Source organism: Pseudodesulfovibrio sp. S3 (assembly GCF_004025585.1).
Lineage (GTDB): Bacteria > Desulfobacterota > Desulfovibrionia > Desulfovibrionales > Desulfovibrionaceae > Pseudodesulfovibrio.
Genome location: NZ_QTZO01000017.1, coordinates 1 through 11,881, shown reverse-complemented (window position 1 = coordinate 11,881; position 11,881 = coordinate 1). Strand labels below are relative to the sequence as shown.

General features: G+C 56.6%; 9 protein-coding genes. 2 read left to right on the top strand and 7 right to left on the bottom strand.

The genetic code is table 11. The features are described from left to right. Positions 1 to 29 precede the first annotated feature (29 nt). Positions 30 to 1,169 (bottom strand): lipid-A-disaccharide synthase, encoded by a 1,140-nt coding sequence (lpxB, locus tag DWB63_RS14340; protein ID WP_128329541.1) that lies wholly within the window; start codon positions 1,167 to 1,169, stop codon positions 30 to 32. A 130-nt stretch (positions 1,170 to 1,299) separates the two neighbouring features. Here lpxB and DWB63_RS14335 point away from each other — a divergent pair, with 130 nt between their 5' ends. Further along, a complete protein-coding gene (locus tag DWB63_RS14335; RefSeq protein WP_206613174.1) occupies positions 1,300 to 2,220 on the top strand; it encodes a Gfo/Idh/MocA family oxidoreductase in 921 nt (306 codons plus the stop codon). A gap of 62 nt (positions 2,221 to 2,282) precedes the next feature. On the opposite strand, the gene DWB63_RS14330 is transcribed toward DWB63_RS14335, so the two are convergent. The 5 genes from DWB63_RS14330 to DWB63_RS14310 form a co-directional block, all read right to left on the bottom strand. Then, positions 2,283 to 2,930 (bottom strand): BON domain-containing protein, encoded by a 648-nt coding sequence (locus DWB63_RS14330; RefSeq protein ID WP_241648865.1) that lies wholly within the window; start codon positions 2,928 to 2,930, stop codon positions 2,283 to 2,285. 92 nt (positions 2,931 to 3,022) lie between these two features. Further along, positions 3,023 to 4,645: a glycosyltransferase family 39 protein gene (locus DWB63_RS14325; protein WP_128329539.1), complete on the bottom strand. Its 1,623-nt coding sequence runs from the start codon at positions 4,643 to 4,645 to the stop codon at positions 3,023 to 3,025. A 1-nt stretch (position 4,646) separates the two neighbouring features. Further along, positions 4,647 to 5,270 carry a phosphatase PAP2 family protein gene (locus tag DWB63_RS14320; RefSeq protein WP_128329538.1) on the bottom strand — a complete coding sequence of 208 codons (624 nt, stop codon included), beginning with the start codon at positions 5,268 to 5,270 and terminating at the stop codon, positions 4,647 to 4,649. Positions 5,271 to 5,329: 59 nt separating this feature from the next. Continuing rightward, complete coding sequence (locus DWB63_RS14315) at positions 5,330 to 5,527, bottom strand: hypothetical protein (protein ID WP_128329537.1); 198 nt, start codon at positions 5,525 to 5,527, stop codon at positions 5,330 to 5,332. 103 nt (positions 5,528 to 5,630) lie between these two features. Beyond that, a complete protein-coding gene (locus tag DWB63_RS14310) occupies positions 5,631 to 7,400 on the bottom strand; it encodes a 6-hydroxymethylpterin diphosphokinase MptE-like protein (RefSeq protein WP_128329536.1) in 1,770 nt (589 codons plus the stop codon). A 139-nt stretch (positions 7,401 to 7,539) separates the two neighbouring features. On the opposite strand from DWB63_RS14310, the gene DWB63_RS14305 reads away from it, so the two are divergent. Next, the gene (locus DWB63_RS14305) at positions 7,540 to 9,819 is read left to right on the top strand and encodes a cysteine synthase (RefSeq protein WP_128329584.1); all 2,280 of its coding nucleotides are present in this window, start codon (positions 7,540 to 7,542) and stop codon (positions 9,817 to 9,819) included. A 103-nt stretch (positions 9,820 to 9,922) separates the two neighbouring features. Here the strand turns inward: DWB63_RS14305 and DWB63_RS14300 are convergent, their stop codons facing one another. Then, entirely contained in the window at positions 9,923 to 11,254 is a 1,332-nt protein-coding gene (locus DWB63_RS14300; protein ID WP_128329535.1) for a hypothetical protein, read from the bottom strand. Positions 11,255 to 11,881 lie beyond the last annotated feature (627 nt).

Sequence of the window (11,881 nt, the reverse complement as noted above, 5' to 3'; positions counted from 1 at the left end):
GTTAACAGATAAACAGGGGCGATGCCAGTCTAGACGCCGAGTTCGGCCAGATCCCGGATGATGATTCCGGCCGCCCGTTCCGGCGCTCCGGGGTCGCCGACCATGGTGCGCAGGGAGGCCAGTTCGTTCTTGACCGTCTCATATGCTGTTGGATCGTCCAGCCAAGCACCGGCTGTTTTGAACAGGGTTACGGGGTTGGCGTTGCCTTGGATGTGTTCGGGATAGATTTCCTTGCCGAGGATGAGGTTGGGCAGGGAAATGTAATCCACGTTGACCAGGGCCTTGGCCACCAGCATGGAGAGGAACGAGACTCGGTATGCCACCAGCACCGGGGTGCCGATGAGCGCGGTTTCCAGGGTGACCGTGCCGGACGCGGCCATGATGAACTTGCAGGAGCGGAAGGTCTCGTATCGGGTGTCCGGGGCAACGAATTCGACCGGGATGTCTTCGGGCCAGAGTGAGCGCAGCAGCGATTCGTCCATGCCCGGAGCGCGGACAAGCACATATTTCAGGTCGGAATGCCTTGCCTTGAGCAGTTTGGCTGTTTCCGCAAAGACGGGCAGCAGGGTGGTGACTTCCTTGGTCCGGCTGCCGGGCAGAAGCCCGATACGGTTTTCCTGCACCGGGAGCTGGTCGAGCTTTTCCAGGGGCAGGACGTCCATGAGCGGATGGCCCACGTATTCGACGTTCATGTCGTACCGTTTATAGAAATCCTTTTCAAAGGGAAGGATGCAGATGACCTTGCGAACATGTTCGCGCAGGAAGTTGGCCCGGCCCGACCGCCAGGCCCATATCTGGGGGCTGATGTAATAGTAGACCGGGATGCCGAGCTTCTTGGCGATCTTGGCGATGCGGAAGTTGAATTCCGGGCAGTCCACCAGGATGACGGCGCGTGGCCGGACAGCGGCCAGTTCCCGTTTGATCTTGCCGAGCAGTTTCAGGATGCGCGGCAGGCCGCCGAGGATCTCGGTGATGCCGACCAGGGAGATGAGCTTCATGGAATAGCGGATGTCCAGGCCCTGGGCTTTCATGGCCGGACCGCCCATGCCGGTGAAAGTGGCGCTGGTGTCCAGGGTTCTGAAGCCCTTCATCAGCTCGGCACCGTGCAGGTCGCCGGAGGCCTCGCCTACGCTGAACCAGATGGGACCGGATGTATTTCCTGTGTGCATGCACAGTTAGTAGCGCATGTGCGGGATGGCCGCAAGACGGGCCGGGAGACCTTCATGTTTCGGGGTTGCCATGTCCGCCTTTGCCCTGTAGGAAACACCCAAACGTGAACCCTAGAACGAGGATATATACATGTTGAAAGTCGGCGTTGTAGGTTTGGGCTGGATGGGCCGTGTCCATCTGCGCAACTACACTGAAATGTCTGGTGTTGAAGTGGTAGGCGTGGTCGATGTGGATGAAAAGGCACGCGAAGAAGTCGCTGCCCAGTTCGGCGTCAAGACCTTTGCCACCCTGGACGAGCTGCTGGAACATGATCTGGACGCCATGTCCGTGTGTGTGCCCACCAGCCTGCATCACGAGACCGGTCTCAAGGTCATGGACAAGAATATCAACGTGATCATCGAGAAGCCTTTGGCCGTTACGGCAGCTCAGGGCGAGGAGCTGGTGGCCAAGGCCAGGGAAAAGGGCGTTGCCCTGATGGTCGGCCATGTGGAGCGGTTCAATCCGGCCGTGGCTCGCGTCAAGGAACTGCTCGGAGACGACGTTATCTCCATCCAGATCGAGCGCGTGGGACCGTATCCGCCGCGCATTCAGGATGTGGGGGTCATCAAGGATCTCGGCTCCCATGACATCGACCTGATCCGTTACCTGACCGGCTCGGAATTCAAGTCCGTGTATGCGGTCAGCTCCACATCCATCGGCAAGCACGAGGACTCTGCCCTGATTACCGCAGAGATGGAAAACGGCGTTCTGGCCAACATCACCACCAACTGGGTGACTCCGTACAAGGGGCGTCAGATCAACGTTGCCTGCGAATCCAAGTATATCCATGCCAACCTGATCACTCAGGAAGTCAAGGAATACTCGGCTTTTTCAACCTACGACAAATCCTATTCCGTGCGCGAGTGGCCGCTCATGTTCCGCGAGCCGGTCAAGGAGGAGCTGACCCAGTTCCTGAACGCGCTCAGGAAGGGCACTCCGGTGCCCATCACCGGCGAGGACGGCCTGGAAGTACTCAAGACCTTTGAGCGCATCTTCGACTGCATGGACTAGCACGCTTCCGTACATACTGAAAAAAGGCCCGATCTCCTGCGAGACCGGGCCTTTTCATTTGGCTATTTGCTGGCGACCCGGGCGTCTCCCGGCGGTGATTGGACAGGAGGCACGGGTGACGTGGCGACAGTGATGTAGTCCGTCACTTCGCTGATGCCGCCGACTTCGGAGGCAATGGCCAGGGCGGCGGTTTTCTGGTGGAAATTTCGGGCTCTTCCGATGAGCACGGCATGGGTTCGCACCATCTCCACTCGCAGGTCAGCGCCCTGGAGCCGTTTTGTTTCGGTGAATCGTTCGGTCAGGGCTTTGATGAGCAATTCGTCCCTGGCCGCATCCCTGGCTGCATTCCTGACTGTGGAAGCCGGATAGAATTTGCAGGTGATGGATTTGATGCCTTGTACCGTTGCTGCAACCTGCACGGCGTGATCCGCCTGCTTGCGGCTCTTCATCTGGCCCACAAGATAGGCCTTGCCGTCGATGACGTGGGCGGCAACGGCCAGGCCGTTTGCCTGAAGCCGTTCACGAAGCCTGCGCTCCATCATCCGGTCCTGGACGATGCAGAGATCCCCGCCTTCCACACTGTTGCGGGGCAGGTAGTCGTCGGCAAGCATCACGGCGTCATACCCTGTCATGGCACCGCCCGCCACCTGGACAACAGGATAGACGGCGCACCCCGTAAGGATTGCGGCGACCATGAGCGCTGAAGCCATATGAAAAAGTTTACAAGTCATACCTGAGGAAAGAGTATAGTGGAATGTCTAGAATTTGTCTAATGCATTCCGCGTCGGGCTTTGTTGAAATGTCAGTCCTTGACGGCAATGAGATACATCATGCCTGCTATGGACTGCCGGTCGACGATGTGGAATTCGGGCAACTGGTCTTTCCAGTCGTTCCAGTGCCTTTCCCGGATGGAGAGGACGACCTTGTCCTTGCCTTGGGCCGTGGCGATCAGTTGGTCCAGATGGTTGGTCTCCGTGAAGTCGTGACCGGCATAGTACGTGAATATCCCCGAATAAATCTTGAGCGCGAGGGGTGCGTACCCCCGATCGATGTAGTCCCTGAGGATCAAGGCCTGGCGCTTGGTGCTCATGGCATTGTCCAGGGAAGGGGCCACCATGAGGCCAATGGGATAGAGCCAAATGATCATGGCCAGAGAGAGTGTGAGCAGGCATGTGCGGTAGTCCCGGCTGCGGACCCCCGACATGGCTGCGCCTCCGAGCAGGAGCAGGCCTGCGCTGATGCCCATGCCCCGGATGGGCACCGGAACGGGCAGCAGGTCGCCGGCCAGGAGCAGTCCGGCTCCGGCAGTGATCCAGAGTCCGGCAATGAGCGTCCAGAGACGTCCCAAGCGCCTTTCTTCCATGGATTGCAGGGCCTGGGCGGTCAGGATGGCCAGAGGCGGGAACATGGGCAGGATGTAGATGAGCACCTTGCCGCTGAGCGAGGACAGGAAAATGAATGTGCCTGCGAACATGATCCACAGGAGGGCCGAGGGTCCGGCCTGACGGCGGTTTTTCCAGAGCGTGCCCCAGTGGCCGATGGAGAAGAGCCTGTGCACGGGCGTGACGAACAGGGCCAGGGTCCAGGGCAGCCAGGCCAGGGGGAAGGCGATCATGTACCAGTAGAACGGTTCCAGGTGGTGGAAGGTCCTGGTGGCCCGCTGGATGATCTGTTGTCCGAGCACGGTCTTCATGAGAAAATCCGCCCCCTCGGTCCATATCACGCCCATGATCCAGGCGGCCAGCAGTCCGAACATGGCGAGCAGACCCAGTCCCATCTGCCGGGTGAAGAGCTTTTTTACCTCACTTTTCCAGGTCAGGTAGAGCCCGATGTTCACCAGCGGGAAGATGAAGCCCAGCGGCCCCTTGACCAGGGTTGCAACTCCGGCCAGCAGCAGACCCCAGAGCGGCCAGCAACCCTGCCGTTCGTCCGTGACGGCCCGGTACAGGCAGGCATGGCTGAGGATGATCAGGGCGGCGAACATGAGGTCCATTCGCGAGTAATGGAATAGGGCCGCCAGCAGGAATGAGGAGAGCAGGATCAGGGTCGAAGCCAGGCTGACTGTTTTGTCGAATCCGAGGGTCCGGGCCAGGACATAGGCCGAGAACAGGAAAAACAGGCCGGAAAGGGCCGCGCCAAGGAAGAATACTTCCGGCGCATCGAACGGGGTCAGGGTGTCCAGCAGCCAGAGAAACCAGAAATAGACCGGGGGCTTGTCCGGGTAAACCTGACCGTTCAGGGCCAGGACCATCCATTTCCCGCCCTCGGCCAGGTTCTGGTAGGCGTTTGCGTATCGGACCTCGTCGGAGAACCAGAGGGCGCGGTTGCCCATGGTAAACCATGTTTGGGCCAGTACGGCCAGGGTCATGGTCAACCAGGGATGGTTTTCAAGTCGTGCCCAGGTGCGGGCAATGAATGGGCTCATGTCAGGATCTCCCGGTGAAGAGCGTGGAGTTGGCTATGATCACGGTGGCGAAACCGCTGACGCTGCCGAGCATCCAGCCGAAAAAAACGTCCGAGGGGTGGTGCCAGCCGAGATATATGCGGGAAAAACCCACCAGGCCGACGAACACGCCGAACAGGCCTGTCAGCCATATTCGTTCCAGGCGCAGGGTCAAGGGTAAAGCCCACCCCGTGATCTCGGTGGTGTGGCCCGAGGGCAGGGAATGTTGTGTGCCGCGGGAGGACAGGGGATCGAACCATTGCCCTTGGCCGGGCCGGGGACGGCCTATGAAGGTCTTGAGAAAATGCACAGCCAGTCCGGCCACCAGGGCCTGGACCACGAGCAGGATGAGGATGAAACGCACCCGTTCCCGGTTGTTTGATTTGTAGGCGGTCAACAGCGTCAGGCCGTAGCCCGCGTAGAACAGGGGGTTGCTCCAGTCGGTGAGCAGCTGCATGACGGTTTTGAGGGTCGGATGCACGGCCCTGTGGTCATGAAAGAAGACGGCCACGTCCGCTTCGGTGGTGAATCCGAGCCAGATCGCGGCCAGGATGAGCAGGAGGGGCGCTGAAAAGAGCGTCCAGTGAGTCAGGGATGTGCTGCGCATGTGGATGTCTTAAGATATACTTGCGGTCGGAGCAAGCCAAGGTCTGCCGGAAGCGTCTTCTAGGATTCGCCGTCGCCGTTGGTCGGATAGGGCTCGTGGGTGTAACATGCCCAGATTTCGGGGCTGGCGTGCAGCTCTTCGAGGATCTCGGTCATGGGTTTGCCTTCCTGTTTCCAGTATTTGTAGGCGTTATCCGAACATTCAAAGGGGATGACCAGGATGCCGTCATCGGTCAGGTAGGGTTTGCTTTCGTCCATGGCGAGGGACTATTTCACGGATGGCCTGGAATGACAAGTGCCCGGCAGACAAAGAAAACCCCCTGACAGGCAGGGGGTTTAGACGGGTATTTCGGTTCGGAGGCTAGGCAACGGCCTGTTTGCTTTCGAGGATGCAGACCTTGCGGTCAATTTCGCGGACTTTTTTCAGGATGTTCCTGGCGATGCGTTTGAATTCTCCCAGGTCTCCGGCTTCATATTTGAATTTGGCCCGGGTCAGTCCGGCCATGTCCAGGGTCTCGTTGAACAGGTACGGCATGTAGAGCGGGTCCTGTTTGATGAACATTTCGATGCGGTTCATGGTCGTCTGGATGTCCTGCTGGTTGGCCTTGAGGTTTTTGAAGAGCTTGGCGAGGTGCTTTTCCGCGTTGCGCATGGACGTGGTCCACATGGGGGAACGCGGTTCGGTCCTGAATGGCGGGACGTTTTTGCGGCAGGACATGAGTTCGGTCAGGAACCGGTCCACGCTGCCCGGAGCCGAGGCCAGGATACCTTCGTTATAGGCGGTTTGGATGTCTACCGCCTTGGTGTTTTCGATGGGCACGCCCCCGCCGTACAGGTTGTACACCGGGAACGAAGCGGATTTGAGGTCGTCTTCCAGTTCGCGCTTGGCGGACATATATTGAATAGTGGTCAGGATCTCTTCGCCGTCCATGTTGCGGGTTGTCTGGTGGTAGGGTCGCATCTTCATGTCGGTGGTGTGGTTGTGGTGGCCGCCCGAGTGGGACCGGCCGTTCAACCATGCGTAATCCTGTCCTGCCAGGAGCAGGTGGTTCACGCCGCAGTGGCGCAGGAAGCGCGACAGGGTGACGGAGACGTTGCCGCCCGCGTCGAGGACCAGATCCCGCTCCTTGAGCACGTATGTTCCCATGCCGCCGATGGTCCACAGGGGCAGGGTGGGGCCGGGATATCGTTTCAGCACCATGGGGTCGATCTTGGTGGAGTATATGAGCGGGATGTCCTGTACGAAATCCGGGTCCAGCCGTTCGAACACCTTGAGCATGGACACGTCGTAGTCGATGGCAGCGCACAGGTGTGGTTTGATGCCCAGCGTCTGCAACGAGGGGACGGTCTGGAGCGCGCAGGTGTAAAGCACGTGACCGGGGTTTTCCTTGAGTTGGAGGGCCATGGTCTCCAGGCTCGGTCCGGCACCCAGGATGACCGCGCCAACCCCATTGCCCTTGCCTTCCATGGGCTTGAGGCTGCCGTCGTTCATGGCGCGGGCAAAGTTGTTGATTTCGTTGCCGACCATGACATCCTGGCGGTGGCGCATGGTGGAAAGTTCCAGGGAGAAGTTTTCCAGCTTGTGTTTGATGATCGTGGCCCAGCGCGCATATTCCGGCCCGAGTTGGCGGCTGGGTATATCGCTTTTCAGGTGAATCTGGCCGTAGATGAACTGGAGGTCGAGGTTCTTGATGACTTCGGTCAGGAAGCCCTGGTCCGGCACCAGAAGATGAAATTTTTTGTTATCGAAATAGGGGCGATAGTCGGTCTGGCTGAGGCAGGCGAGGAGTATTTCCGGGTTGGGTTCAAGCAACATGACCTTGTGGGTGTCCGGCGTATTGGTGAGCAGGTGGTTGACACCGTAGCCCACGTTGGCACCGACGACGAAGGTGGCCGAGGTTCCGGCCTTTTCCGGGTGCAGCCAGCCCGCATAGAGTCCGTCCGGCGGCAGGGAGGCGAACATGCCCTTGCCGTTGTCCATGCGCCAATCATGCAGGCCGAATTCATTGATGAAAAGTTTTTCAACCAGAGCGTCCTGCTGGTATTGCTGGCTGGAAAGCCACTGGATTATGGGGTTTCCCTTGCTTTGGAGATACTCTATGTTGTCTTTCAGAAACGGGTACGCGTTCATGTCATGTCCTCGTGTGCTCAAAAAATAGACGGTTTTGGCTTGGAAATGCAGTTTGTATGCCAGTTGCGCCTCTTTGTTTTTTGCCCTACTGTGCGGGCATTAATTCCAAACCCAATTCACATGATTTCAGGGTGATATGATGAACAGCAATTTGCTCGCGCTCATCGGCAACACGCCGTTGGTGGAAATACGCCATTTGAATCCCAATCCGAACGTCAGGATTTTGGCCAAGATAGAATGCCAGAATCCCGGCGGTTCCATTAAGGATCGCGTTGCCGCCGCCATGATAGCCGCAGCCGAGGAGTCCGGCGAGCTGACCAGGGACAAGATCATCATCGAGGCCACGTCCGGCAACACGGGCGTGGGATTGGCCATGGTGGCCGCCATCAAGGGCTATCGCATCAAGCTGCTCATGCCGGAGACGGCATCCGAGGAGCGCAAGATGATCATGGCTGCCTTCGGGGCCGAGCTGGAACTGACCCCCGGCCATCTGGCCACTGACGGGGCCATTGAACAGGCCTACCGCTATGCCCGCGAGGAGCCGGAAAAGTATGTGCTCATGGACCAGTACAACAACCTTGCTTCCATAGACGCCCACTACAACGGCACCGGGCTGGAAATCTGGAACCAGACCAACGGCCAGGTCACCCACTGCGTAATGACCCTGGGAACCTCGGGCACGGCCATGGGCATTGCCAAGCGGTTGCACGAGATGGGTGCTGTTCATGTGGCCGCTGTGGAACCTTATGCCGGTCACAAGATTCAGGGCCTCAAGAACATGCTCGAATCCTATCCGCCCGGCATCTACGACAAGCACAGCCTCGATGAAATCCTGCATGTGGAGGACGAGGTCGCCTTTGAGAATTGCCGCAGGCTGGCCCGCGAGGAGGGCATTTTTGCGGGCATGAGTTCGGGTGCCGCACTCGGCGGGGCAATCCAGTTGGCCGAACGGTTGGACAAGGGGTTGATCGTCACGATTTTCCCGGATTCGGGTGAGCGGTATCTGTCCACCCATCTCTATCGGCAGCAGGCAGGCAGCGGGGTAACGATTTTCGACATGGCCTCAGGCGCGGACAAGATGCTCAACACGGGCAACGGGCTGGGCGTGTACACCATGGGGCCGAGCCTGGACAACCCGGACGGGCTGGACTCCTGGCGCAGGCTGGTCCTGCTCGACGTGTTCGCCCGGCACATGACCGGGAGGGGCGTGAAGGTGGAGTCCGCCGCCGGACTGACCGACATGGACGACCGCACCCTGGCCGCTGCCCGTGAGCTCAGCGTCAGCCGCGAGGCCTTCGTGGCCGAGCGTCACGCCGCTGTCATTGCGCGCGCCCACGACATGGGATTGTCCGAGTCCCTGCATTTTCCCCTGTCCTCGGCCAGCAACGGCATGGCGCTCGATCTGTGCCGGAAGCTCATGGGCAAGGGGCTGGCCTACGAGAAGCTCCGCTCTGTCTATTTCGACGTGTTCCGCGACAAGCGGTATGGCGAGATCGGCACCGTGGACATGGACAAGGTGTCCGGGGGCCGCACCGTGGACCTGAATGCCTACGTCAAGGACAACCCCCTGGATTTCACCCTGCTCAAGCGCGGTACGCTGCTCGACCTGAAGCGGGGCGAGGTGCTGGAGACCCAGTGGGGCAACGTGCGTCCGAGCTGGTTCCTGCAACACGCGGCCACGGCCCTGACCGAACTCCCGCGCACGGACGTGATGATCGGTTCCGACAAGCACCGCTTCCCGCACCTGGAGAATCTGCGGGCCATCTGGTCCACCACGGGCCGCGAACTCCAGGCCTGGATCGTCAGCCAGCAGACCTCGGACTGCGAGAACGAGAACCTGTCCACCGTGGCCGAAAAGCTCGGCGGCTATCGCGCCGCCCGGTTCTGGCTTCTTTCCGTTGCCAGCCGCAAGCCTCTGTGCGCATCGGCCGAGAGTCTGTCCATGTGGGCGCGCAACTGGCGTAAGGTCCAGGAATGCGCCGTGGTTCTGACCCTGGCGCTCGACGCGCGCGGCGATACCATCCCCACCGATGTGGAACAGGCGGTCTTCGACCTCAAGGCAGGCTTCAAGTCCGCCATGGACGACGCCCTCAAGCTCCACCAGCTCTGGCCCGCGCTCTTCAGGTTCATCAAACAGGTCAACGGCTGGGCTGCGGACAACGCCCTCTCCGGCGCATCCGCCAAGGCCTGTCTCGACCAGCTTCTGTCCATAGACACCATCCTCGGCATCCTCGACCCGGCCCAGATGCCGGTCCCGCTTTCCGACCTCCCGGACGAGGTCCAGGGCATGGTCGCCGACCGCCAAAAGGCCCGCGAGGTGAAGGACTTCGCCCAATCGGACGCGTTGCGGGACAGGATTGCCGCCGCAGGGTTTAGGGTGGAGGATACTGCCGGGGTGCCAAGGGTGTTCAGGGTGTAGTTTTTATTTGAGATGAAGTAATGAAGAAGGCCGTCCGTGAGGGCGGCCTTTGTTCTTTTTTTGTCTTTAGTCAAGGGAACGGCGAGGATGTATAAACATAACTCTAGTCAGCAGTAAGGTTAATGATAAATTTAATTGTATAACCACTATCCGAATAGAACCTTTCAAAATTAATAGTGATTTTGTAAAAATCGATTGTTTCGTTGTCATTGAGATGTGAGGAAATGGCTTCCTCTATTTTATTGCTTAAATGGGAGTGGGTTGCTATTTGGAGTAAGGCATTGCATAAGTTCATGAAAATCAGATCGCTGTCTTTGCTATTGTCACCATCTTGGACATTTAATATAAGTTTCAGTTGAGTTGCAGCTATCTTGTTGCCATCAATATAATAACCAACGCGATCTGGAAGGATTTCGTTATTGACATCAACTAAATCTGATGTAGCGCCCCATTCATCTTCATAATAATTTGTGTAATCATTCATGTGAAATTTAAATTCATTGAGGAATTGACGGGCAACTGAGTGGTTCCATCCATCTTTTTTGGGGATTACAGCAGGGTTTTGTTCGATATATTGGATTTCATTTATGGTTTCTATTGAGCTGTCTAAGGCTTCTTTCGTTTCTGGTTTTTTTGTCCCAATTAGCCATTGCCATCGATTCAATAGATTTGTGTTGAACTTGAAGGCAATAATCGCTTTGCGTTTGGCATATTTTTGTAGCTCAGTGTCTTTGATTATAAATGATATAAGTATGAACACCCGTTCATAGCTACTATAAACGTAGAGGGTGTATAAGTACGGGATGAAAAGCACTGTAAGTATTGGTGGAAGAGAAAATTGTTGTAAGTTTTTTGGCGTAGTGAAGCCCGAGATGTCTATTGTTATATTGTATAGTGCATAAAGAATGATTCCTGTTCCAAGGGAAAATATAATAAAGCTAAGAATTTTGTAAACTTGCTGAAATTCTTTTTTGTTTTCTGCATATGCAACTATAAATCCTATGACAATTGATATGGTGATAATGATCATCTCTGTAACAATGCCGAAAGTGTATGATGAAGATATAAATTCGATAATCAGCAATCCAGAGATGTGAGTTTTTAAATAACTATTTAGCCAAGTATGTTGCGTTTTAGATTTTATTGTCGAATGTAAACATGTGAAAGCCAAAATTGCCCATATGACGGTCTCTTTGAGCAATGAAATATTCCAAAATTTTAATTTATATAGAAATAAAATTACTATGGTTATATATAGTATCAAAGTCATCCACAGCTTAACGAGTCTTGGGTTAAATGCTGCTTTGATAACATTGAAGAAAGATTTTCGTGTTTCATTCTGATAGAAAGCGTAGGCAAGAAAGACAGTTATCCATATAATGATAGCTAGATCTCTAGTTGTAAATTCTCCGATAGGTGTTGCCCAAGCATTCATGGTGATCGTCTATACTAAAAATATGGTATTGCCAAACGTCGAGTGTAATATGTTCCATTCCGTTCTACTGGCTTAGAAGCCGACGCATTGGGGCGATGGTTCTAGCTAATCACGAAACCGCTTCTGCGACTTGATCAGGGAGCAGTTTGATTCGATTGCATTCTTGCCAAGTGAGCGGGGTCGCTTTTTCCGTGAATTTATTCCTATCGCGCATGGCAGGCGCGGCTTTGCCGCGAGAGCCAGTGAGGGGGCTTTGCCCCCTCGGCTTCCATGCCCTCCCGGCGGGGTTCTTTTTTGCTTGCCCAAAAAAGAACCAAAAAAGGGCCTTGCCCTAGCTTGGCCGCCCGGTGATCGGCGGCGAGAAGCTGATCCGCTCGGGGCGGTTCCAAGCCATCAAAAGCGACAGCGCTTCCTCTCCCGGAGAGTATCCATTGAAGCGATACACCTGTCCTCCTGACAGGAGCCGCCGCCCTTTCGCGGTCAGCTTCTAGGCCTTTCCGATCAAGGGCTGGTGCGTACGCCTGCCGGGAGGTCTGGGCGTGGGCGGTAGGGGGTGCTGTCGTAGGGCTGCCGCTTATACCCCTCGGACGCTGCCGGCGATCTGTAGTGCGTAGATCTCGGGTGTCT

Coding starts and splice junctions, on each gene's coding strand:
- lpxB (WP_128329541.1), bottom strand. CDS start 1,169: ATGCACACAGGAAATACATCCGGTCCCATCTGGTTCAGCGTAGGCGAG.
- DWB63_RS14315 (WP_128329537.1), bottom strand. CDS start 5,527: ATGGACGAAAGCAAACCCTACCTGACCGATGACGGCATCCTGGTCATC.
- DWB63_RS14310 (WP_128329536.1), bottom strand. CDS start 7,400: ATGAACGCGTACCCGTTTCTGAAAGACAACATAGAGTATCTCCAAAGC.
- DWB63_RS14335 (WP_206613174.1), top strand. CDS start 1,300: ATGTTGAAAGTCGGCGTTGTAGGTTTGGGCTGGATGGGCCGTGTCCAT.
- DWB63_RS14330 (WP_241648865.1), bottom strand. CDS start 2,930: ATGGCTTCAGCGCTCATGGTCGCCGCAATCCTTACGGGGTGCGCCGTC.
- DWB63_RS14305 (WP_128329584.1), top strand. CDS start 7,540: ATGAACAGCAATTTGCTCGCGCTCATCGGCAACACGCCGTTGGTGGAA.
- DWB63_RS14325 (WP_128329539.1), bottom strand. CDS start 4,645: ATGAGCCCATTCATTGCCCGCACCTGGGCACGACTTGAAAACCATCCC.
- DWB63_RS14300 (WP_128329535.1), bottom strand. CDS start 11,254: ATGAATGCTTGGGCAACACCTATCGGAGAATTTACAACTAGAGATCTA.
- DWB63_RS14320 (WP_128329538.1), bottom strand. CDS start 5,270: ATGCGCAGCACATCCCTGACTCACTGGACGCTCTTTTCAGCGCCCCTC.